This window comes from Halobacillus sp. (assembly GCF_049282395.1).
Classification (GTDB): Bacteria; Bacillota; Bacilli; order Bacillales; family Halobacillaceae; genus Halobacillus.
In genome coordinates, this window is record NZ_JBAPTY010000083.1 from 1 (window position 1) to 24,389 (window position 24,389).

Annotated in this window: 24 protein-coding genes; 3 read left to right on the top strand and 21 right to left on the bottom strand. The window is 41.8% G+C overall.

All coding sequences use genetic code 11. The annotated features are described in order from the left end of the window. The 3 genes from WAM07_RS04175 to WAM07_RS04185 form a co-directional block, all read left to right on the top strand. Positions 1-1,184 (top strand): DEAD/DEAH box helicase (locus WAM07_RS04175; RefSeq protein ID WP_422165027.1); only part of this gene is annotated, 1,184 nt, incomplete at its 5' end. Positions 1,185-1,295: 111 nt separating this feature from the next. Beyond that, complete coding sequence (locus WAM07_RS04180) at positions 1,296-1,697, top strand: hypothetical protein (RefSeq protein WP_422165029.1); 402 nt, start codon at positions 1,296-1,298, stop codon at positions 1,695-1,697. Continuing rightward, complete coding sequence (locus tag WAM07_RS04185) at positions 1,694-1,900, top strand: helix-turn-helix transcriptional regulator (protein WP_422165030.1); 207 nt, start codon at positions 1,694-1,696, stop codon at positions 1,898-1,900. The genes WAM07_RS04180 and WAM07_RS04185 overlap by 4 nt, the downstream gene beginning before the upstream one ends. Positions 1,901-1,936: 36 nt before the next feature. On the opposite strand, the gene WAM07_RS04190 is transcribed toward WAM07_RS04185, so the two are convergent. The 21 genes from WAM07_RS04190 to fliD all read right to left on the bottom strand — a co-directional run. Continuing rightward, the gene (locus tag WAM07_RS04190) at positions 1,937-2,818 is read right to left on the bottom strand and encodes a COX15/CtaA family protein (protein ID WP_422165032.1); all 882 of its coding nucleotides are present in this window, start codon (positions 2,816-2,818) and stop codon (positions 1,937-1,939) included. Positions 2,819-2,926: 108 nt separating this feature from the next. Further along, positions 2,927-3,481, bottom strand: a complete 555-nt coding sequence (locus tag WAM07_RS04195; protein WP_422165033.1) for a hypothetical protein — start codon at positions 3,479-3,481, stop codon at positions 2,927-2,929. Between the two features lie 155 nt (positions 3,482-3,636). Beyond that, positions 3,637-5,463 carry a gamma-glutamyltransferase family protein gene (locus WAM07_RS04200; RefSeq protein ID WP_422165035.1) on the bottom strand — a complete coding sequence of 609 codons (1,827 nt, stop codon included), beginning with the start codon at positions 5,461-5,463 and terminating at the stop codon, positions 3,637-3,639. Between the two features lie 13 nt (positions 5,464-5,476). Further along, positions 5,477-6,733, bottom strand: a complete 1,257-nt coding sequence (locus tag WAM07_RS04205; protein WP_422165037.1) for a CapA family protein — start codon at positions 6,731-6,733, stop codon at positions 5,477-5,479. Between the two features lie 13 nt (positions 6,734-6,746). After that, on the bottom strand, positions 6,747-7,196 hold the full coding sequence (gene pgsC / locus WAM07_RS04210; RefSeq protein ID WP_014644287.1) for a poly-gamma-glutamate biosynthesis protein PgsC: 450 nt from the start codon (positions 7,194-7,196) through the stop codon (positions 6,747-6,749). A 32-nt stretch (positions 7,197-7,228) separates the two neighbouring features. Next, a complete protein-coding gene (pgsB, locus tag WAM07_RS04215) occupies positions 7,229-8,503 on the bottom strand; it encodes a poly-gamma-glutamate synthase PgsB (protein WP_422165039.1) in 1,275 nt (424 codons plus the stop codon). Positions 8,504-9,419: 916 nt separating this feature from the next. After that, entirely contained in the window at positions 9,420-10,259 is an 840-nt protein-coding gene (locus tag WAM07_RS04220; RefSeq protein WP_089750812.1) for an ABC transporter ATP-binding protein, read from the bottom strand. Positions 10,260-10,687: 428 nt separating this feature from the next. Continuing rightward, positions 10,688-11,875 carry a PDZ domain-containing protein gene (locus WAM07_RS04225; protein ID WP_422165041.1) on the bottom strand — a complete coding sequence of 396 codons (1,188 nt, stop codon included), beginning with the start codon at positions 11,873-11,875 and terminating at the stop codon, positions 10,688-10,690. Between the two features lie 80 nt (positions 11,876-11,955). Beyond that, positions 11,956-13,461 (bottom strand): S41 family peptidase, encoded by a 1,506-nt coding sequence (locus WAM07_RS04230; protein ID WP_422165043.1) that lies wholly within the window; start codon positions 13,459-13,461, stop codon positions 11,956-11,958. Between the two features lie 491 nt (positions 13,462-13,952). After that, a complete protein-coding gene (ftsE, locus tag WAM07_RS04235) occupies positions 13,953-14,639 on the bottom strand; it encodes a cell division ATP-binding protein FtsE (RefSeq protein ID WP_422165044.1) in 687 nt (228 codons plus the stop codon). Positions 14,640-14,817: 178 nt separating this feature from the next. Then, entirely contained in the window at positions 14,818-15,240 is a 423-nt protein-coding gene (locus WAM07_RS04240) for a c-type cytochrome (protein WP_422165046.1), read from the bottom strand. 46 nt (positions 15,241-15,286) lie between these two features. Continuing rightward, positions 15,287-16,126, bottom strand: coding sequence for a YitT family protein (locus tag WAM07_RS04245; RefSeq protein ID WP_422165061.1), 840 nt, complete (start codon positions 16,124-16,126; stop codon positions 15,287-15,289). Between the two features lie 239 nt (positions 16,127-16,365). Continuing rightward, positions 16,366-17,247 (bottom strand): UTP--glucose-1-phosphate uridylyltransferase GalU, encoded by an 882-nt coding sequence (gene galU / locus WAM07_RS04250; protein ID WP_422165047.1) that lies wholly within the window; start codon positions 17,245-17,247, stop codon positions 16,366-16,368. Between the two features lie 125 nt (positions 17,248-17,372). Beyond that, positions 17,373-18,480 (bottom strand): peptide chain release factor 2 gene (prfB, locus tag WAM07_RS04255; RefSeq protein ID WP_422165048.1). Its coding sequence is split into 2 segments (ribosomal slippage): positions 17,373-18,407 and positions 18,409-18,480, totalling 1,107 coding nucleotides; the frame shifts between segments, so codons are not numbered across the junction. Positions 18,481-18,581: 101 nt separating this feature from the next. Beyond that, a complete protein-coding gene (gene secA, locus WAM07_RS04260) occupies positions 18,582-21,098 on the bottom strand; it encodes a preprotein translocase subunit SecA (RefSeq protein WP_422165050.1) in 2,517 nt (838 codons plus the stop codon). Between the two features lie 157 nt (positions 21,099-21,255). Then, on the bottom strand, positions 21,256-21,450 hold the full coding sequence (locus tag WAM07_RS04265) for a hypothetical protein (protein ID WP_422165051.1): 195 nt from the start codon (positions 21,448-21,450) through the stop codon (positions 21,256-21,258). A gap of 218 nt (positions 21,451-21,668) precedes the next feature. Next, a complete protein-coding gene (gene hpf, locus WAM07_RS04270; RefSeq protein ID WP_014644304.1) occupies positions 21,669-22,232 on the bottom strand; it encodes a ribosome hibernation-promoting factor, HPF/YfiA family in 564 nt (187 codons plus the stop codon). A gap of 233 nt (positions 22,233-22,465) precedes the next feature. Then, the gene (locus WAM07_RS04275; RefSeq protein WP_422165053.1) at positions 22,466-22,849 is read right to left on the bottom strand and encodes a hypothetical protein; all 384 of its coding nucleotides are present in this window, start codon (positions 22,847-22,849) and stop codon (positions 22,466-22,468) included. An 11-nt stretch (positions 22,850-22,860) separates the two neighbouring features. Next, entirely contained in the window at positions 22,861-23,214 is a 354-nt protein-coding gene (locus WAM07_RS04280) for a flagellar protein FliT (RefSeq protein ID WP_422165055.1), read from the bottom strand. Continuing rightward, complete coding sequence (gene fliS / locus WAM07_RS04285) at positions 23,214-23,603, bottom strand: flagellar export chaperone FliS (protein ID WP_422165057.1); 390 nt, start codon at positions 23,601-23,603, stop codon at positions 23,214-23,216. The genes WAM07_RS04280 and fliS overlap by 1 nt, the downstream gene beginning before the upstream one ends. Positions 23,604-23,628: 25 nt before the next feature. Next, positions 23,629-24,389, bottom strand: a 761-nt coding sequence (gene fliD, locus WAM07_RS04290; protein WP_422165059.1) for a flagellar filament capping protein FliD, incomplete at its 5' end; no start/stop codon positions are given.

The window sequence follows — 24,389 nt, forward strand, 5'->3', positions numbered from 1 at the left end:
CACCAGCTTCACTCGTCTATAATTGGAAAAAGGAACTCGAAAAGTTTGCACCAGAATTGACCGTCCAGATCATCTCCGGAGATCCTATCGTCCGTCAGCAGATGATTACAGAGGGATCAGCAGACGTATGGATTACCTCTTATCCTCTGCTTCGTCAAGATGCAAAATTTTATGAAACCACTCAATTTCACGCTATGATTCTAGACGAATCACAGGCTATAAAAAATGATACAACAAAGACTGCTTCAGCGGTTCGAACGATCCACTCCAAGCATCGCTTTGCTTTAAGTGGTACACCTATTGAAAATTCACTTCAGGAACTCTGGTCGATTTTCAGAACCATTATGCCTGGATTTTACACAAGTAAGAAGAAATTCATGCAGATGAAGCCGGAAAAAATTGCCCGCATGACCCGTCCCTTTATACTCCGGCGTATGAAAACCGAAGTCCTGGATGAACTGCCGGATAAAATTGACACGGTACAGTATTCAGAACTTACCCGGGAACAAAAAGAGGTTTACCTGGCCTACTTGGAACGTATTCAAAACGATATCCAGGAAACCATTGCTACAAAAGGAATTCAGCGCGGAAAAATTGAAATTCTTGCCGGTCTCACGCGCTTGAGACAAATTTGCTGTCACCCTTCTCTTTTCCTTGAGAATTACGAGGGCGGGTCCGGTAAATTGGACCAACTGAAAGAGCTGGCTCACGAATTGAAAGAGAGCGGACACCGCTTACTCATCTTTTCCCAATTTTCCAGTATGCTGACGTTATTGCATAAAGAACTCTCGAAAGATGGTATTGACGGCTTTTATTTAGACGGAAGTACGAAAGCTGACAAACGGATGGACATGGTGGATCAGTTTAACCAAGGAGAAAAAGATGCATTCTTTATCTCCCTGAAAGCCGGAGGAACAGGCTTGAACCTGACTGGTGCTGATACTGTAATTTTGTACGATTTATGGTGGAACCCGGCGATTGAAGAACAAGCCGCAGGACGTGCTCATCGAATTGGGCAAGAAAGAGTTGTACAAGTAATCCGTATGATTTCTGAAGGTACCATTGAAGAACGCATTTACCAACTGCAGCAAAAGAAACGAGATCTCGTAGACCAAATCATTCAGCCAGGAGAGTCTATGCTCACTTCATTGAGTGAAGAGGAGATTCAAGAACTATTTAAATAATAAAACCCTGCGGAAACTCGTTCCGCAGGGTTTTATATTGTAATTTTGTAACGGCTGTTATATATTTATAATATAAAGTTATATATTTCTAACATGAAAGGTGTGAAGATTGTGAGCGCCAAACAAATGTTCATCCTTTTCTTACTGTCTGCAAGCTTACTCTTAGTTGGAGGAGTTTCTCAGGTATACTTGCTTTTTCAAAAAAGCGAAGGGCAAGCAGTGTTTTTATTACTTCCTTTAGCTCTTGCTTTAATCATCTTAGGAAAAGTAATTTTTTCCCTTTACAAGGAGATGAAGCAGGGAATACCTTTTAATGACGAACGTTCAAAAAAGCTAAAATTATTTGCTGCGGGGCATGCTTATTTCTATTCTTTATTTCTATGGATCGCATTATTTGCATTTAAAAAATATTTTCAAACAGATGATCTTCTATTGATTGGTCTCGGTGGTATGGTATTCCTATTAGCTCTATCGTGGTTAAAGACCCAGAAACAGAGTGGAAACATGGAATGAGAACACGGATAAAGGAATTTCGGGCCAGGTATAACTTAACACAAGCAGAACTAGCGCGTATGGTTAACGTACGAAGGGAGACCATCGTTTTCCTTGAGAAAGGAGAATATAACCCCTCTCTCAAATTAGCAGCTAAAATTGCTCATCAATTCCACGAACCAATAGAAGCGGTATTTCTTTTTGATTCAGAAGAACTCCATTGAAAAAACCTCGCTGTAACAGCGAGGTTTTTTCAATCATTAAATAGGTTTCTTTTGCAGTTTAAACCAGTAACCGCCCAATATGCTTGCTCCGATAACCATTGTGACCGTAGAAAGGATCATGTGAATAGATGATGCTACAATAACATTGCCGGTTACCACAATCACGAATCCTACTACTGCATTTAACAGCAGTGAAAATAGATAGAGCCAGGAGAGCGTTACATGGTATTTGAATTTAGATGCGTATATAACAAACCAAACAGCCGCTACTAATATTACAATTGTTGCGACCCAGTGAAGAGAATATACCATATTAGCAATCGCTTCACTTTTGATCAGATACTCGACCGCCGGGATATCAAGCATAACATTACTTGCACGACTATGTTTGAAAAAGGCCCCTAAAATGACTTGCATAACGTAGATACTGAAACCTATTAAAAACGTCCTGTAGCTCATGGATATGGTGGACCAGCTCGTCCGTCCCAGCTCAATTTTTTTCTCGTGAAGGCTATAGCTTAGCAGTACAAGCACAATTAACAGAATTTGGCTGAACGTAACATCAAGCGTGGTGAAACCTGGAGGCGTACCGAGAAGAACATTGAAGCCTCCAACTAAGGATTGAAATACCAGCAATCCCAAACTCGATATGGCTAAAATAAGAACGGACTTTCGTTTACGGTGTACATATAATGCACCGATCGCATTAATGAACGTAAGCATGGCGAGTAAAGGAACCATTAGCCGGTGAGAATATTCTATAAGAACGTGATAATCAGTAAAATCAGGTATGACTGAACCATTACAGAATGGCCAAGAGGTTCCGCACGCATCCCCGGAATTTGTCGCCACAACAAGATTTCCAAGAATAAGAGCGAGGAACGTTACAAACGTAGTTAAAATTGAAAATTTCTTCATCGTCTTACCCTTTCTCTATATATAATGACGATCGTCAATACATTGCAGCATTCATATAAAATCATATCATGAAAGTCGAATAATAGAGAATGATAAACCCCATCATGCTCATGAACTTTTTGTGAACGAACGCTTTTTTCGGATTTTCTTCACAATTAAATAAACGAGGGAGAGAACAATGAGAAGCATATTGATCAATGAGAATATGCCTGCATAATGATCATCATCCCAATAAGATACCCTGCTTCTGAAAATATAGGAGCTTACAGGATAAAATAAAGGAACGGCATCCTCCACATGAGTAAGCAGGTCAACCACAACGTGCCCAAGCCAGCCATACATGAGAGCAGACCATTTTGTGAGCTTACCGCCCTTCCAAACGAGCACAACAGCGTATATAACCATCCATATAAACATAGAATGACCAGCTTGCCGAAGAATACTCACTACTGGATGTTCAAATAAATCATGAACAATACCAAACAGTGATTTTAATGGATCAGGATCATCTATGACCTGAAAAGCATTACGTGAAATACATAAGTATAGAAACATTACATAATAAACGATATCCGGTAAGATGCTCCCAAATATAAACCAGCCGGTGTATTTTTGTTTTCTAGTCACAAAAAAAGTCCAGTACCCATGGTGAAGTGTATTCATTTCATCGTCTCCCCTCTTTTAGCTTGTAGCACACTTTTTCGTCTGAGTGAGACTAAGAAAAACAGAGAGGACAGGAAAAATATTAGTCGACTCTCATAGAAAAAGCCCACCTTGCAACAAAAGGTGGGCTTAATTGGCTCAGTTACTCTCTATCTTTAATTACCAGAGTCATTGGCAATTTTCCATGTTCCGAGACGTCTTGGATCTCCGCCTCCGTACATCTCGGTCACATCCTCATTCGTACGAATGCCAAGACCTTGTATGCCTCCATAGAATACGGGAGAATCATGCGTGATGACAGAGTAATCCATTTCACTTCTCAACCGGTTTACAGCTGCCTGATCCACCATGTTTTCCAAGTGGACCACGTTATCTTCCGTATAGAACCGAGAACGGCTGATTGCCTGCTGGAGGGTAAGCTTATCGCCTTCCTCCGTTACTCCATATTCGTATTGAATCAGAGCCTGAAGAAGCATCGCTGGAATTCTTGATCCACCAGGTGAACCAATACCCAGAACCGCACGTCCGTCTTTAGCAAAGATTAATGGAGATACGAATGAACGAGGCCGCTTACCAGGCTCATAGTCGTTCATAGCGCCATCTACGGTGTCAAAGTTACTCATTTGATGGTTCATAAAGACCCCTTCAATATAGCGTCCAGATCCAAAGAATTTCCCAAGTGAGTTTGTCGCAGAAACCATCATGCCATTCTTATCCACTACGACGAAATGAGTAGTGTTTCTGGAATCTGCTTTTTCACCAGGGGATGTAAGAATCTCAGCTGAACTGGTAAGCTCCTGGCCACCTACACCGAACTCTTCTTCAAACAACTGGTTGGAATAACTTTCAGATGTTAGTTTCTCCTGGTTCACATCCACGAACTGAGGATCTCCAAGAGTATGAACACGGTCGGAATAAACACGGTTCACAAGCTTATTAACAAGATGAATATAAATATCTTTATATTGAGGCTGGTTCACAACTTCCTGCATATTTTCCGGCATGTTTCCAGCTAAAAATGCAGGAAGCTCGCCATTTTCATTTTCAAATTCTGTTCTCAGGACTTCATCCAGGTTTTTTTCTAATTTTTCAAGCATTTGAAGAGCCTGAATAACGATTATACCGGAAGTCGGTGAAGATCCGGCAAAGACTTGCTGACCATTAAAATTACCAGAAGGAGCTACACGCTCTCCCACTTCATATGCTGCCAAGTCATTCGGTCCGAAATTAACCTGCTGTTTAATCTTCTCTGCAATTTCACCTTCATAAAATGCTTCAGGTCCGTTTTCCTGAAGAGTTTTCAAGGTGTTAGCCAGTTCATCCTGTACAAGCGTATCGTTAATTTCTAACGCACGACCTTCTGGATAGAACTTATTAGTTATAGCGGGATCTTCGTTTCCGCTTTGGATGAATCTTCTGGAATTTTGAAGTTGTTCGTGAAAGATCCGGCCGACTTTTACTCCATCTTGGCTATGGGTCACGGCGTCATCCAACAACGTACTCCAATCCATGTTATTTCCGTAATCCTCATAAATAGCACCCATTCCTTTAACAAAGCCGGGTACAGCTATATCTCTTTCTGGTCGCGCACCGCTTTGAGGAGCAGCTTCTCTATAATCATAGGTTTTAGCTCCTTCGCCAGGTTCATGTACAATCATCTGGCCTCCGCCGCCCATTCCTGATCCATAAGGTTCGACTACGTTCAGAACAAACGATACAGCGATGGCTGCTTCAGCAGCATTACCGCCTTCATCCAATACTTTCATTCCGGCTTCAACCGCTAGTGGATGAACAGCACTTACGCCGTAAACTTTAGAAGCATTTTCCCCATCTGCGTTGCTTACCTCCACTGTTTCTGCTCGATCTTCTACCGTATAAGGTTCACGGAACTGGTCGAATTCTTCTTCAAAATAAAAATTCCAACCGACCAGTCCTATAAAGACAATCGCCGCAATGGTGTAGGTGATTTTCAAATAATTCAAGGCACCAGCCCTCCTATCCTTCTATTACTCCAGCTTTTTTCAAATCAATAACTAAACGGTCGTCTTCCATGTGCCAATACTCATTGTCCAATTCCTTGCGAAGGGTTCGGAAAATCCGAAAGTCTCTCAAAGGCTTCAAGAGTCCATTCGTTTCTCGGGGACGAGTATCTGAAATCTGCATGGGTACAAAGGATAGTTCAGCTCCACCATCAGTCAGAAAATCCATTTGGGCCATAGTTGAGTCCCTCGTTCTTGTCCATCCCTGGTCAAAAACGAAGTTACCTAGACTGTTCATAACAATGGCCGTATTTCCATTATCCTGGGGATTGTTAGGATCGCCTTCCACTTGAACGCGCGTAACAGGCTCAATCACGTGGGGATGGTGCCCAATAATTACATCAGCCCCCATATCTGTCATGAGATAGGAAAGTGTTTCCTGCTCCTGACTCGAGCTTCCTGAGTACTCATCACCCCAGTGAGAGTGAACCATAACGACGTCGGCATTTTCATTAGCTTCCCGAATGCGGTTTTGCAAGACTCCCAGTCCGGAACCGGTAAGTACACCACCGACATATTCGCTTGCACTATATCCCTGTACATAAACATCCGTAAAACCAAGCATAGCTATTTTTTGACCATTTGCTTCATAATAATGAATTTTACCAGCATCTGTTTGGGTTTCATCCTCAGGAAAAAGATCTTCAGAGGGATCCAAAGCTTTACCTATCCCAAGTAAGTCTATATCCAGAGGCCCCATGTTCTGAATGGTTTCCTCAAGAGATAGACTTCCATAGTCCATCGCATGGTTATTTGCTAGATTCACAGAGTCGAAACCGGCTTTCGCAACGGCTTCTCCTGCTCCTTTATCGGAGTATAGGTGAATAGCTTTATTGCGGAGTTCAAAATCCTCCATGACCTTTTCTACTTCAGGATTATCCGCATCAATAACTGGGTTTTCAAAGTTCCCTGTTGTATGATCTGATTCTTCAATAAAAGGCTCTACGTATTCAAATACACGACCAATTGGCTCTCCACTTCTCTCAGCTGCTTCACGAACGTGACGGCCAAGCATCATATCGCCCACCATTGATACTCTGTACTCCACATCGTCAGGCCTTGTATCTCCGGGCATTGGTGGCCGGTCAATCCACTCATGACCAAAAAAAGGTATAGCTAGTAGAGCCGCAACAATGAGCGAGTGGGGGGCAGCTTTTTTCTTGTGCTTTTTAGTCCATACTTTCATTTTGTACTTTATATCATTCTCGTTCATAAAAAATGCTCCTCTAAATCAAGTTATAAACCGTAATGGCCACGAACGTAAGGAAAGCAATGACGAATGTAGCGCTAAAGGTCGGGAGTACTCCCTGTTTTTGAATCGAATTCGCTATAAGTCCCGGCACAATGACCCCTATCCCCCGAAGTTCCATCGTAGGGAATGGGGTGAGCGGATACAGATAGTCCATTGACATCTTCATCAAAACACCCACTGTAAGCATGGCCGCAAATTTACGGCGTCCATAGAGCACAGTAAATCTAGATAGCACCTGTGAAACTATTAAATACGTTAATAAACTAATTAATCCTACTACTAATACATACATAACCTGATCAAAAATCAAAGCTACGTACCCAGGAACAACCAACCCAGCTGGTACTACCCCTGTTTTCTCAGAGTATAATAAACTCAACAACACACCTACAACTATTGCAATATATAAATCTGTACCGAACACGACAACTCCAACTCCTTTAGCGGTATTTCACTTTACTTATTTGTTTGAAGAGTTCTTTCTTCATAAGCTTCTTCTGTGATGGTATGGCTTTCTTCTTCTTCCCAGCTTGTTTGATAGTCTGATAGAGAAGGCACGATTTCAAGGTCTTGAATCGCAGTTGCCAATTCCTCTCCTCCACCGACAATATTTCCTATTCCATAAATGACACTATTTCCAGGCAGATCCTGCAAATGTTCTACTATAACTTCTGCAGACTTATTCTCCAGGTTGATCATGTTCGAAGCTGATATGCTGCCATCATTGTAGGCGTTTATAACCGGATCAACGGTTTCTCCCATTACAATCAGGTTATCCATCTCAATATGGGGAAGTACTCTTTCAGCAAAATCAATCGTACGTTCGACACGGTCACTACGACAATTCATAATGACGGTTTTTTCATCCTTAGGATAATCCAACTCCTGAATTCGTTCCCAAATGTTTAATGTTGACGTAATATCGTTCGCTGCAAATCCATTAAAGAAGTACTTAGGAGCACGCTTTTTCCCGAATCTGTGTACACGCATAGCACCCGGGTCAACAGGCGCAGTCAGCATTCCTCGAAGCGCAACTTCGCGGTCAATCTCAAGAATGTCAGCAACGGCAAGTGAAAGCGCCGCGTTCTGAGGAAAGATCATAAACGGGAATTTCTTTAAATATTCTTCTTCAAACAGACTTTCATCCGCAACTACAACTTTTGAATTACGGCGTCGTGCTATTTTCTCAAAATATCCTTTATATGGTGTATCAGGGATTACTACATGGCCATTATGGGGAATGGTGGAACTGAAGGCTTCCGCAATGTCATCTAAAGTTGGGCCCATGACATCCATATGGTCTTCGATCACATTAGCAATCACTGTAATATTTGCTTTCACTAGACGTTCCTGGAATATCCTTTGATACTCTGGGTTGACTGCCATGCACTCACTTACAAAAGCATCGGCATTTCTTTTTACTACTCTTTTCGCCATTGTTTTCTGCTCACTAATATTCGGTCCTTGAAGACTTCGGACAATTGGCTCCTCTTCCTCCTGGTCCCAATAGAACATCCGAGCTGAAGTTCCTGTGGTTTTACCGGCTACCCTTCTTCCATCTTCCTTTAGAATTCCCATGATAAGACGGGTAACTGTGGATTTACCTCGTATTCCATTAACCAGAATCCGTGTAGGGATTTGCTTCAAATTTCGGTCATGAGAAGACTTTTCTCTTAAACCAACGACTAGGACTATCACTGCAAAAATAGCCAGATAAACGATTTCCTCCACTACTTTTCCTCCTTAATTTCCTTTCTGTAATGTAAGACGATTTTTTATCACCTTATGTAATAGGCTAATATTCTCTATCTACGTCCTTTGAAAGTATAGATAATATTCCATACCCTATTAAACATTTTTCAAAAGGAATTTTCAAAAGTTTAATGATTATTTAGATTGAATTTGTTTTATAAGACATACGTTTCCAAATCCCATGTGCAGGCTTTAACATCAAATTAACTGTACCCTCTCATCCCATTTTTTATCCGACAGAGTAAACAATCTCCACGAAAGGAAAGATTACGACGAGCTATAAGACTTTTGTATTTGTTGGGTATGCTCAGCAAAGATGTCCCAGTGTTAATGAGCCTCATCGGCTTATGAATACGCACAAAAAAACTGGGATACAAAAAGAAGAAAATTTTGTTCTTCTTCAGTAACCCTTGGGCCATTGCAGGCGCAGATTCCTTTGATTTTCATACTGCCCAGCTTAACCGTTCTAAGCAGAAATGGCCAGAAATTGGGATAAGTCCCTATCACACCATAACTGATTTAAGCGAGACACCGCAATAGGAACAAGCGATCTGGTGAAAGTATTGATTTCCCGGTCTTTCAAGTCGTAAAATCTAATAAATCAATTAAAATTTGACCCTCGAGTAATTCTATCATCTCCTGTCAAGATCATTCTCTCTTCACTAATCCACTTAAGATAGTTTAACAGATTTAGAACATCAGACCCAAGGTGAATATTTATTATACACATTTACGTCATCGATGATCGCCTCAATCACGTAAAATCGATAACTCTAAACATCAACATACATATCATACCATTTCCCAACAATAATTCTACACCATTCTACAAAAAAGGTGAAACAAAAAAAGCAATGGAAAAGTATATTCCATTGCTTTCATAATTTCTCTTAATTTATCCAATTGATGTCTGGGGAGTTTGCGCTTCCGCCTGGGCTTGCTTAATTAAGCAACGGCCTTTTCCATGCGGAATACACATTGGTGTACCAAAAAGAGGGTCTTGTCTGACATCACAATTCATTTCAAATACGTGCTGCATTAAATCGCAGGTAATGACTTCTTCCGGCTTCCCTTGAGCATATACCGTCTGATCTTTAACAGCTATAATATGATCAGCATAGCGGCAGGCCAGGTTGATATCGTGAAGGACCATTACTACTGTTCGCCCATTGTCCTGATTTAAATCAAACAACAAATCCAGTATTTCAATCTGATGAGTCATATCAAGATAAGTGGTTGGCTCATCGAGTAAAAGGGTATCAGTATTCTGAGCAAGAGTCATTGCAATCCAGGCCCGCTGGCGCTGTCCTCCGGATAAAGAGTCAACCGTTCGCTCTTTTAATTCCATTAGGTTCGTATCTTCTAGTGCTTTGTTAACCGCATACTCATCGTCTTCAGACCAGCGCTTAGCAAAACCTTGATAAGGGTATCGCCCTTGCTTAACTAATTGATAAACACTTAGACCTTCTGGAGTAGTAGGGCTTTGAGGAAGGATTGCCATTTTCTTTGCAACTTCTTTTGTCCGCATTTTAGAAATATCTTCACTATCGAGTACAACTTCTCCTGATTTCGGTTTCAGCAGACGTGCCATTGAACGCAATAACGTGGATTTACCACATCCATTCCCTCCAATGAGTACGGTGACCTTCCCTTTCGGAATGCTGATATTCAAAGAATCTATAACGACGGAATCCCCATAACCCAAGGTCAGGTTGTTAGCCAACAGTGTATCCATAATCTCGAACTCTCCTTTTTCTACCCATTACGAAATCTCTATCGGTCTGTTGGTAATCTATATTTTCATGGAACTTAAATATATACGTGTCTAATTTTTCTTTCATTTACTAGTTTATGTGCATTCAAGAACTCTGTCAATGAATTTGAGAATCATTTTCAGTTTGTTTGATGGTTAAATGTATGAATTTGATTAACTATTCAGACTAAAAAAAGGTCAAAAATCCGAGAGAAGGACTTTTGACCTTTTTTCAACTTGAAAGAACAGATTTTAATTATTCAAAAGAGTTTGATGTGACTAGTCTTATGCTCAGTTAAACCCCACTGGAAAAGCGGTTCTCAATCACTCATCGGTTCTTAAGAGGATCTTGTTTTCTTGTCTTCATTAAAGCAAAATTACAACAAAACATCGAGAATTAAAAAAACCATTTAATACACACTAACTGACTTCTCACGCCGTGGCGGTTCGACGAAAACCAGTCCCAGTTCATAATGCTCACCTTCATATAGAGGGCGCTGAACGTAGCGATTCTCACCCTGTACGTCGTGGACTTCGATTTTATTGAAAGCTGCATTTTCCTGCAGGGCTTCATAAAAATCATTTTCCGTACGGACTTGTCTGTTATTCACCCTTACAATCAGCTCGCCTGGTGACAGACCCATTTGCGCCGCAGGGCTTTTTGGAATGATCCCTAGAATGAGAAGACCGTGCTGGCTGGCTGAGAAAAATGGCTGCCGCTTCTCTCCTGACAAGTGCTGAAGCCGAATCCATGTACGTCCTAAAAGACTAACCACAACGGCCGCCATTGATAAGACCGGCAAGAACAGGCTGCCTGCAGCCAGACTAAGAACTAATAAGGCAAGAAAAAATGTCCTGCGTCCGACAATTTTGGCTGCCTTTACAGGCAGTTGGCCACGTGCAATCCATTCCCATCCTGTGATAAAAGGAACGAGTATCAAACCAAAGCTTTCTTCGCCGATACCAAAAACAGGCCACCAGGGCGCAAACGGTTCAATGGATCCAGCAGGAAAAAGAGCAAAAAACGGAATGAGCGCAAGCTTTCTGCTGCGGTGCTGACCAATCCACATCCCCCTTCTCCCCATTACACGCTCTGGAAAGGTAGACAACGAAGACGATCTTAACATAAGAATACCTTCCACTAATAAAAACGCACTAATCAGAAAGGGTAAAGCTGTAAGCGGCGTGTCCGTAAATGGAGACACCCATGATAATTGTCTTACACTTTCCGGAAAGTACGGAATGAAATATATAACGAGGTACGTGGCTCCAAGTGTATAGGCTGCTGAGTACCAGTTGGATCTTAAAGGAAGGCTAAGTACCAGCAGCACTCCGGAAACAAGCAGTAATAGAGGCATAGAAAGGACGAGTCCGCTGCCGACCGCAAAGAGCGATATCAGGAGTCCAGCAGCTAATGATGTTCCTAAGGTACCGCTCCATTCTGAAAAGGCATCATAAATACGAGTTCCAAACTGCCTCCGCTCGCTTTTAATCCTACGCCTCGTTAAAATAAAACCTATGATAATAGCTATATAAAGGAATGGCTGTGTAAACACCCGGCCTGCTCCTTTGACGATTTCCATAATCCAGACTTCCAAAATCATTCTCCTTTCCAATCTTAAAAAGTCCGCAGTCAAAGACTACGGACTTTACTTCTCGAACTAAGGGGGAGTCCTGCTTACTCGAAGAGGGCCTCCACAGCTTTATCCATCTGACGGTCATTTTCTTCCTTGCGCACTTCTTCTACGATCGCTTCTTCCAGCTTACCACCCGTCTTTTCATCTACATCACCTGTAGCTTCTAGTCCGTTTTCAGCTTGAAAAGCTTCTACTGCAGATTTCGTACCCTGATTGAAATAACCATCCGTCCGTCCTGGCTCATATCCAAGACCTTTAAGCATCTTTTGAATGTTTTTCACTTTTTCATTATTATCATTATACTTCAGCTCTTCTTTAATTTCGACCGGATTTGTATAGAAGTAGGACGGCTGCTTCACTTCTATGGTAGGCTCTACCCCTTTTTCGTGAACCCAATTTCCATTAGGAGTCAACCATTTGTAAAGGGTGAGTTTAATTGTGCTTCCATCCCCCATCGGAATTGCCTGCTGAACCGTTCCTTTTCCGAAACTCTTGGTACCTACAAGATCGTACCCTCCGGCTTCATTCATCGTTGCGGCAAGAATTTCCGAGGCAGATGCACTTCCCTCATCCATCAAGACTGTGATCGGATAATCTTTCTTCTCTTTACGATCAGAGAAGTAACGGGATTTCTCCCCATTACGGTCTTCTACTTGAACAATCGGCTTATCATCAGGAATAAATTCTTTTAAAATTTCCTGAACATCTGTAAATAGACCGCCCGGATTGCCACGGACATCAATTACCAGTCCGTCCATGTTGTCTTTCTCCAGCTTAGTTAGAGTTTCGTGGAATTCCTCGGACGTTTTTTCCGAGAAAGAGGTAATCTCTATGATACCGACTTTTTTCCCATCGACTTCTTTTGTATTGGAATACACTGTTTCAAGCGGAATATCATCACGAATGATATCTATGGTTACCGGCTCGCTCACGCCTGGACGATCTACCTTCAGCGTGACCTCAGTACCTTTCTCACCTCGTATTTTCAAGACCGCTTCGTATAAATCAAGGCCTTCTACACTATCTCCATCTACTTTCAATATTTGATCGTTCGGTTTCAGTCCAGCTTCTTCCGCTGGTGATCCTTTAATCGGTGCCACAATGGTTACTTTATCATTCACCATGCTCACTTCAGCACCGATTCCTTGAAAAGAGGATTCAATGGATTGGTTAAATTGCTTCATCGTCTCCTGATCCATATACACGCTATACGGATCTTCAAGAGTGTCGAGCATGCCCTGCACAGCACCTTCTATTAATTTATCATTATCTACTTCTTTCACATAGTTTTCTTTAATTGTACTGAATGCCTGCTCTACTTTTGCTAAATCCACACTCTCCGACTGATCTTCCGTTGCTTTGTTCTGTTCTTCCCCTGATGTATTGCCGGGATTGTCAGCATTTTGATCAGCATTAGCCAATGATTCCGTCTGGGAGCTCTCCTGTGCCCCTTTAGCGAAATATTCTATTCCTATGTAAGAACCAGCAGCTCCCAATAGGACCGCAAGCACCATGAGAAGTGCTACGTAACGCGGTTTTATATTCATCGCATTCACCCTTCTACTTTTAATTTCCCTAATGTACCTATCCTAGCAAACGTATATGTGCACCGTAAAACTGAGTTTCCTTCCTGCTTTAAGTTATGCCATAAATCTTACAGGCATGTCTATCTAATTATAGGAAATATTTATACTTTTTTCTACTAGATTCGAAAAACAAAATATACAGCCACCAAACATAACCATACAAATTATTAATTTAAATTCAACATATTTTTACAATATCGCGTTGCATTCAAGTTACAAGCATTGCAAAGAGAGCGGAAGACCTTTCTGCGATGATTACAAGTCGCTTGTTTAATCCATACTGTGTCCTTCTGGGGATAGCGGGTGTGTTTGGTGGTCGAATCTTTTGACACCACGAGCCTCAAGTACTTGCTTTACTTGTTGGAGCAAGATAGTTTATTAACTTTATTCAGCATAAAAAAGCGCTCCTGGTTTTAAGGAGCGCTTTTTTATGCTGAATATAAACGTTACAATTAATCATCATATCCGTAATTGCCGCGCATTTCATCCCGTACGACCATTCCATCCTCAATTGCAATGACACGGCGGGGGATAGTGTTCACAATTTCGCGACTGTGGGTAGCCATCAAAACAGTGGTTCCACCTGCGTTTATTTCATCTAAAATGTGCATGATTTCCCAGGAAGTTTCCGGGTCCAGGTTTCCTGTGGGCTCATCCGCAATTAAAATCTTCGGTCGGTTAACTATTGCTCGCGCAATGGAAACCCGCTGTTGTTCGCCTCCGGACAGCTCATCAGGTATAAAGCGAGCTTTGTTTCTTAAGCGAACCTGATCCAACACTTCCATCACTCGCTGCTTAATGTTCTTTTTGGATTCTTCAATCACTTCCAGGGCAAAAGCCACGTTTTCATAGACGGTTAAATTCGGGAGCAACCTGAAATCCTGATACACCACACCAATTTGACGGCGCAGCTTGGGAACCTTTCGCTCTTTCATGGTGGAAGTATTCATATCAATAACATTAACATTTCCTCTGGAAGGCTTTTCCTCCCGGTAAATCAATTTGGTGAACGTGGACTTACCAGCACCGCTTGGGCCCACTACGTAAACGAATTCACCTTGTTCTATTTGGACATCCAGACCGTTCAGAGCCGTAACTCCATTTGGAAATGTTTTATAGACACCTGTCATATCTATCATATGGCGATCACCTTAGTCTCTTTTTTTAGTTCTTCTTGTCGTCTCTTACAAACAACTTTATTATAACATTGATATTCGATAATTTTAGACATAAAAATATTACATTTCCTTATCAGTTTATTTAATTACTGTAAAATAAAAAAAGCCCGACGCTTTGCCGGACTTTTCAATCATGATGTTATTCCATTGTAGCGAGCCAATCCGCAACCGTTTGAGCATCCTCATCGGATACCTGACTTTGAGCTGGCATTTGACCTTTACCATTTTTAATAATATCTACAATTTTGGCTGCGTCGTATTTAGATCCAACTTCTGTTAGAGCTGGTCCAAAACCGCCGCCCAATTCACCACCGTGACAGCTGGAGCAGTTGTTCTGATATACTTCCTCTGCACCTGCGGAGTCAGTTGCACCGTCTCCAGATCCGCTCTCAGAACCTTCGTCCCCACTCTCCTCTGTAGATTCTCCGGCCTCATCCTGCGAGCTCTGATCGGTCTGTTCTTCAGAAGTATTGTCATCAGAAGCACCTTCGTCTCCACCACCACCGCAAGCACCAAGAACAAGTAACATAGCGAAGAATAATGAGAATAGTAGTTTTTTCATTTCGATTCCCCCTCGAAAAATTAAGTATGGGAATATTATAACCTTCCTATCCCGATTTGAAACCCTCACCAAGTACTTCGGTGGCATTCATCGCTACGACGAAGGCCCCAGGATCCACCACTTTTACCGTTTGTGTCAATTTGGTGAATTCATTCTGCTGAACGACACACATGACGACACGACGCTCTTGATCCGTATAACCGCCTGCACCGCTTAAAACAGTAACACCACGGTCGATTTCCTTAAAAATTGACTGACGTACGTCATCCACTTGTTCTGTGATGATCATAACATTCTTCGAGGTATTTAAGCCCACTTGCACAAAATCGATCGTCCGGCTGGTCGCAAATAAACCAATCAATGCGTATAATCCCTCCTCCAGGGAAAATACAATGGCTGAGGTTAACACAATCATGCCGTCCAGTAATGCAACACTAATGCCCAACGGGAAATGAGTAAACTTATGCAGCACTTGTGCAGCAAGGTCAATTCCTCCCGTAGAAGCGCGGCCTCGGAACACAATTCCAAGTCCTAATCCTACTCCCATTCCGCCAAAAATTGCCCCGAGGAGCGGATCTGGTGTAGCAGGTTCCAAGTTACTTGTAAGTAAAACAAATAATGGCAGTGTAATCGTGCCTACAAAAGATTTAATGCCGAAATTCTTACCTAAAATGACCACTCCTATGATAAACAAAGGAATATTTAGTATCCATTGAACAATTCCCGGTTCCCATCCGAATACACCTTTTGTAATTGTACTGATACCCGCTACACCGCCAGATGCGATATTATTCGGTAATAAAAATACATTAAAGGCTAAAGCCACAAAGAAAGATCCTATAATTACGAAGGCAAACTCCATCGTATGCCTCAAGGCCGGCGGCATCGGCTCTCTTCGATATTTTTTTGCCATCATCATCATAATCCTTTTCCCCCTGCGTAATACCTGTTTCGATTCTATTAATTTATCGTTTCAAAAGCAGTACCTAAATGTATAGCAAACCTCATGGAGTATATCACTGCCTTAACGTACTGTAAATAAGACTGAAATAACGTGTTAATACGGTAAAGGAGTGGATGATCTCATAAAGAAAGCGCGGTGCCTGGCGGCTCCCGCGCGTCTCATTATCCGTGAAAGGATTTCTGCTGTTTAACGATATTTTCGATCAATTCGTAAACGTCATCACGCATGTCTTCGCGCTCCATTGCTACAGCAAGAGTCGTCTTAATAAACCCAAGCTGATCACCAACGTCGTAACGATCGCCTTTAAATTCATACCCATACACGGGCTGTTCCATATTCAGACGCTCGATGGCATCGGTCAGCTGAATCTCTCCGCCTGCTCCTATATCCTGTGTCTCAAGCATGTCCATAATCTCTGGAGTGAATACATAACGTCCGATAATAGCAAGATCAGAAGGAGCTTCTTCGATGGAAGGCTTCTCCACAAAGTGCTCCACCTGGTAGCGGCGGCCCTCCTGGTTCTTTGGAGCAATGATTCCATATCGATTTGTCTCATCGTGCGGTACTTTTTTCACGCCGATAACAGAAGAGTGAGTTTCTTCAAATTGATCCATCAATTGTTTCAAGCAAGGTTCATCCGAGCGGACGATATCGTCGCCAAGAAGAACGGCAAAAGGGTCGTCACCTATAAACTTACGCGCACACCAGATGGCATGTCCTAGTCCCTTAGGTTCTTTTTGACGAATATAGTGAATATCCACATGCGCAGACTGTTTTACCTTTTCAAGCAGGTCAATCTTCCCTTTTTTATATAAGTTTTCTTCAAGCTCAAATGCATGATCAAAGTGGTCCTCAATAGCTCGTTTGCCTTTACCTGTAACGATAATAATATCTTCAATACCTGACTCGATCGCTTCTTCCACAATATACTGAATTGTCGGCTTATCTACAACAGGAAGCATTTCTTTAGGCATCGCTTTCGTCGCAGGCAGGAACCTTGTTCCAAGTCCTGCTGCAGGAATAATCGCTTTTTTCACTTTCACTGTTTGGTCACCGCCTTATTAATTGTGTTCACTACCTTCATCATAGCAAACATTCATATAAAAAGGTAGTTCGTCCCGTCTACTCTTCTGTCTAAAAAAAGAGCCTTTTTAAAAAGGCTCCTTTCTTAAGATGCATCCATTTTGGATCGTAAGAACGAGTTAATGAATTTATCAAGATCGCCGTCCATGACCCCCTGTGTATTTCCAACATCCAAATTTGTCCTGTGATCTTTGACCATGGAATAAGGATGAAAAACATACGAACGTATCTGGCTTCCCCAGCCGATTTCCTTCTGTTCCCCACGGATTTCGTCTAGTTCCTGCTGCTGACGTTCGATTTCGAGCTGATAGAGTTTGGCTTTCAGCATTTTCATAGCCTGTTCACGGTTTTTAATCTGGGAACGTTCAGACTGACAAGTAACGACCGTATTTGTGGGCTGGTGTGTAATTCTTACTGCGGAGTCTGTTGTATTCACGTGCTGACCTCCCGCACCGCTGGAGCGGTAGGTGTCGATCTTCAAATCTTCTGTATTAATGTCAATATCAATTTCATCATTGAATTCTGGCATCACTTCGCAGGAGGCAAAGGAAGTATGACGGCGTCCGGATGAGTCAAACGGGGAAATGCGCACGAGACGGTGCACCCCTTTTTCAGCTTTCAAATAACCGTAAGCGTTGTGGCCTTTGATCAGCAAGGTTACACTTTTCACTCCGGCTTCATCACCCGGAAGGTAATCCATAGTCTGTACAGAGAAACCTTTTCTCTCTGCCCAGCGAGTGTACATGCGGAGCAGCATGCTCGCCCAATCCTGAGATTCCGTTCCACCTGCGCCTGGGTGCAGTTCAAGAATCGCATTATTTTTATCATAAGGTTCGCTTAAAAGAATGTTCAGTTCAAACTGATCCAGGTCTTTTTTTAATTGCTGGACCTGCTCAACTAAATCTTCCCTTAGGTCTTCATCATCTTCTTCTTTGACAAGTTCATAAGAAACTTCAAGATTTTCATGCGTTTCCTCGTGTTCTTCCAGGGTATGAACAAGGTTTTTCAGTCCATTTACTTCATCAATAACTTTCTGGGCCGTTTTTTGATCATCCCAAAATCCCGGCTCTGTCATTTCTTCTTCTAATTCAGCAATACGGGTTTTTCTTTGATCAATGTCAAAGAGACCCCCTGAAGTCAGCTAGTCGTTCAGCTGTATTGTTTAACTCATGGCGTACGTCTGCCATATCCATAATAATCACTCCTATAAATATCTACGTGCTTACGATCGTGTTTACTTTTGCCTGGTCCTTAGACAAGGGAAGACACTCTCTTGATGAGAGTGCCTTACTCCTTATTTTCCGTGACAGTTCTTATATTTTTTACCGCTTCCGCAAGGACATGGATCATTTCGACCTACATTGTCTGCTTTCACATACGGCGTGCGCTTTTTGCTCTCTTTACTTTCTTCTCCATCGCTGGAAACAGCTTTTGCTCCCTCAGCTACTTCCTGACGCTGCAGGTTGTTACGGATTTGCGCTTTCATCACGTAACGGGCAACTTCTTCATCAATTTTTCCAACCATTGTTTCAAACATGCTGAAACCTTCAAACTGATACTCACGAAGTGGGTCATTCTGACCGTACGCACGAAGGTGAATCCCCTGACGAAGCTGATCCATTTGATCAATGTGATCCATCCACTTCTGATCGACAGTACGAAGAAGAATAACTTTTTCAAATTCACGCATTTGCTCTTCGGTCAACTCTTCTTCTTTTTCATCGTAACGCATTTTAACTTTTTCAAGTATCAGTTCTTTCATTTCTTCAGGATCTTTGCCTTTCAGATCCTTCACAGTAACGTCGCCTTCTTCCAGAAGATTGGCACGCATGTATTCAACAATTGCTTCAAGTTCCCAGTTCTCATCTTCTTCCTCGCTGGTATGAACTTGTACATTCTGCTCCACCGTACGTTCAATCATTTGTTCAATGATTGAACGCAGATTATCCGAGGTAAGCACATCATAACGCTGCTTATAAATAACTTCACGCTGCTGGCGAAGCACATCGTCATAGGAAAGGATCGTTTTACGAGCATCAAAGTTGTTACCCTCAACGCGCTTTTGCGCTGATTCTACTGCGCGGGAAATCATTTTACTTTCAATCGGCTGCGAATCATCCATACCCAGACGGTCCATCATGCTGCGAATATTATCAGAGGCGAACCTGCGCATCAATTCGTCATCCGTCGCCAGGTAAAACTGAGACATACCTGGATCCCCTTGACGACCGGAACGACCACGCAGCTGATTGTCGATACGACGGGATTCATGACGCTCCGTACCGATGACGGCCAATCCACCTGCTTCGACAACTCCATCTCCAAGTTTAATGTCGGTACCACGACCGGCCATATTTGTAGCAATCGTTACGGCACCTCTTTGACCAGCATTTTCGATAATTTCAGCCTCACGAAAGTGGTTTTTGGCGTTCAGGACATTGTGTGGAACACCAGCTTTTTTCAAATACCGGGAAATAATTTCCGATGTTTCCACGGCTACCGTACCAACAAGTACCGGCTGTCCTTTTTCATGACGTTCTTTAATATCTGCAACAACCGCTTTAAACTTTCCGTCTGATGTTTTATAAACCAGGTCTGCTTTATCATCACGGACGATTTCACGGTTTGTCGGAATTACAATAACGCGCATATTGTAAATGTTCAGGAATTCTTCTTCTTCAGTCTTTGCAGTACCTGTCATTCCGGAAAGCTTCTCGTACATACGGAATAAGTTTTGGAACGTGATGGATGCAAGTGTCATGCTTTCGTTCTGGATCTCAAGGCCCTCTTTAGCCTCAATCGCCTGATGCAGTCCGTCACTATAACGGCGTCCTTTCATTAGACGTCCAGTGAATTGGTCAACAATAACTACTTCTCCTTCATCAACCACATAATCCGTGTCGCGGTGCATAGACGTATGAGCTTTTAGAGCCTGATTAATATGATGGATCAGCGAGACATTAGAAAGATCGAATAAATTTTCGATCTTGAAAAAGCGCTCTGCCTTGTTAATTCCTTCTTCTGTCAGCTGCACGTTTTTTGTTTTCTCATCATATGTGAAGTCCTCTTCCTGCTCCAGTAAACGTACAAAAGAGTTGGCAGATTGGTAAAGATCGGCTGACTTCGAGGCCGTACCTGAAATAATTAAGGGAGTACGTGCTTCATCAATAAGAATCGAGTCTACTTCATCAATGATGGCAAAGTGAAGCGGACGCTGCACCATCTGCTCTTTATAAAGCACCATGTTGTCACGCAGATAATCAAAACCGAACTCATTGTTCGTCCCATAAGTAATATCTGCGAGGTAAGCTTCACGCTTTTCATCTTTGGACATCCCATTCAAGTTCAATCCTACGGTCAATCCTAAGAAATGGAAAAGTTCTCCCATCTCTTTAGCATCACGACTCGCAAGGTAATCGTTGACCGTAATGATGTGAACGCCTTTTCCTGTAAGGGCGTTTAAATAAGCAGGCATGGTAGAAGCAAGTGTTTTACCTTCACCTGTTTTCATTTCGGCTATATTTCCTTCATGCAGCGCGATCGCACCGTCGAGCTGTACTTTAAATGGACGCATGCCAAGCACACGTTTGGAACCTTCACGAACGACGGCGAAGGCTTCTACTAATAAATCATCTAGTTTTTCACCATTTTGATATCTTTCCTTAAATTCATCAGTTTTCTGACGCAATTCATCGTCAGAAAACTTTTCATATTCAGCTTCTAAAGCGTCGATATCCTCAGCGGTTTTATCGAGACGCTTCAATTGACGTGAGTTACCATCGCCAAATATTTTCTTTAAAGTTCCTAGCATTGCAACCGCTCCTCTATTGGTTTCGAATCTTCGGTTGGTTAGTTAAATCCATATATTATCATAACACTAAGAGAAGCTGACTGACAATAAAGTACATACCCATGATGAACGTTTTGAGGCGGGCTTTAGGTATGTTGCGATGGAGCAACTGAAACTGTTAGGAAGAAGCCGTAAAAGGAGTTCGGTGTTCCCGAATAAACTGATGTTCGACACCAAGTTGTCTCTGATAAAGTTCATGTACACGACGGTTGGTTGCGCCGATGATATCCACCAGTTGAGCAATTGTTTCTTCTTGTTGTCTCAGACGCTGATATAAAAAATCATAATCATGACAAGAGTCTGTAGATTTCATTGATTTTCCTCCTGAAGGTTGAGTTCATAGTCTTTTTATATCATAAAGAGTCAGGAGAGGCGAATGCTCAAATTTGAATTTTTCAAGATTTTTATAGAAGATAAACGGGGTTTATGGAGAGAGAAACTTATAAACAGTCATGAATTCGGAGGAATTGTTGAGTATTTCATCCATTTTAAAAGCACCCCTGTTGGACAGGGGTGCTTCGTCATTTAATCTCAAGTTTCAATTAGGCCATAACGTCCGTCACGGCGTTTATATACAATATTTGTCTCATCTGTATTCGCATTTGTAAAAACGTAGAAATTATGTCCCAGCATGTCCATTTGCAGGGCAGCTTCTTCACTATCCATTGGTTTCAGATCAAAACGTTTCGTTTTTACAATTTGAATATCAAAATCGCTGCTTTCTTCTTCTTTCAACTGCTCTTGCTGAGCTTCGCGTTCCAGTTCAGCAAATACATGTTTTGGAGCACCTTCTTGGCGAAACTTACGGTTTACCTTCGTTTTATGCTTACGAATTTGACGTTCCAATTTATCAACCACAAGGTCGATGGCAGCATATAAATCTGTATTGTGTTCCTCCGCACGAAGAAGCAGGTTCTTCATCGGAATAGTGACCTCGATTGTCTGCTCATCATTATAGACACTTAAGTTTACGTGAACCTCAGAAGATGGTGGATTATCAAAGTAGCGCTCCAGTTTGCCCACCTTTTTCTCCACATAATCCTTAATAGAATCTGTCACTTCTAGGTTCTCACCACGAATGGTATATTGTAGCATAAGAAGTGTCCTCCTTTCATCCTTATGTGATATATATTCTATCATACCCTGACCCTTTCCTGCATAAACTATCTAAAAATTTTGTCAAAATTGTGTCGGTAATTGTTGGAAAAGCTGACAACCCGGACTAAATAAGGATATTGGGATGAAATTTGTCTGGGCATGCGGTCTTTTAGGGAACCTAGCGCTGACCAATTCAGGATAGAAAACGTATTCTCGTGCAGTGTTTATACTTAATGCACAATGTATGGTTTCACATATGCCTGCATTTGGCTTCTCCAGCTCTCATAAGCCGGTACTACCTTTTCTACAAGCAACTGCCGTTTCTCCTCATTTGTTTCAAGCTCAAACCACTGTTGCAAAAGCTTCACGACATCATGGAAGTCCCCAATTAACGTAATCAGCTTTATGTCCTCATTAAAAAGCGCAACCATTTGTTCGTGACTTGTACTTGCCTTATCAAGGGCCAGCAACACATCTTGAAACACTTGCTGCACTTCTGGCGGTGCTTCTTTTTTAATGTTCTTTTCTAAGTATTCCAATGCATCGCTAATCGTATTTAATAATTGATCATACTCAAATAATAATTGATGCTGTTCGACTGTTAGTTCTGACAAAAAATCACCTGCTACTTTTTATGGTCTACATACATTCCATCATAATTCGACACACTTTGGTAGGGATTTGCGTATCTTTGTTTGGAAGACTTCTGCTTTTTCATATTACGCATGTCCTGTTTTAGACCATCAAATAGGAACTCAAGCTTCTGATTAATCTTAATATCCTTTTGTAGAACATCAGCTATCAGTGCCCGTTCCTCCTCGCTTTCAGGCTGAGGCAGCTTATGCAGGAGAGCAGATCTCTTAGCTAAAATCCCTTCGACATATGCGACCATTTCGGCTCGGTTTTTTTCTGTGACCGTCTGGTGAACTTTTTCCTCTAATTGCTGGGTGAGGTCGTGAAATTGGTTCCATAATGCCACTACGCTCTGCCGCCCTGACCCTGCTGAACACGTCTCGTCTGAAGAATTACCTCTTTCCATGTATCGCGGAATTCTTCAGTAAGTCCTTGAACTTCCTCGAGAATTCCCAAATCATTAGTAATATTAGCCTCCATTAAGCGACGGTTCATATAATCGTATAGGGGCATGATGTCTTTCGCAACCTCATAATCCTGGTCCATAGTCACCATCAGCTCGCGAATGATTTTCTGTGCTTTTTGGATATTTGTGTTTTTCTTTTCTATATCATGATTCTCAATTGCTTTTTTAGCTGTCTTAATAAATTTCAAGCATCCATTGTACAGCATCAGTGTAAGCTCTCCGGGAGAAGCTGTTTCTACTGAATTATTCTGATAGGCCTGAATCGACATATAGCCATCACTCCTTTTTTATAAATCAACCAAAGTTCTGCATTAAGTAGGCGGATTGTGAATTCATCTTCTGAATTGCTGATTCCATCGCACCGAATTGCGCCCAATAGCGATCCTCAATTTGGGCCAACCGTTCCTCGAACCGTTCCATTTGATCATCCATATCTTTAATACGGCGGCCCAATAAAAAGTTATTATCTAAAGTTGTCGATTTACCAGCTTTTCTTTCAATGGACGATATCGTCGTTTCGATACTGTTTTCAATACGGCGTGCAACGCCTGGTTTTTCCTCTGTACCTGCAAAAAGCTTATGTACGGATTCCGGATCCGTACTAAGAGCTTTGCGAAGCTCATCTTCATTGATTAATAGCTTTCCACCTTCTCTATAATTGGAAGAGGTTGTGATGCCTATTTCTGACATCATTTGAAAGTCTCCATTGTTATCGACAGGTGTATACCAATTCGTGCGCATGCTGCTTAAACCATTCTCTAAAACAGAATCGTTCCTTAGCACTCCGCTTTTGGCTTTTTCGTTCCAAAGCTCAATCTCTTTTTCTTCCATATCTTCCTTTTGCTTATCTGTAAGCGGTGGAAAATCCCTATATTTCTTTTCTTCTGTTTTTCCATTCATTTCTTCAATGATTTTATTGTATTTATCTACGAATTCAACGATCTTATCCACGGCTTGATCGACATCATTTTTTACATTCACTTTGATATTTCCATCCGTTACATTGTTAAATATAAAGTTCACACCGTTTACAGTGTAATTATTCGAATGTGATG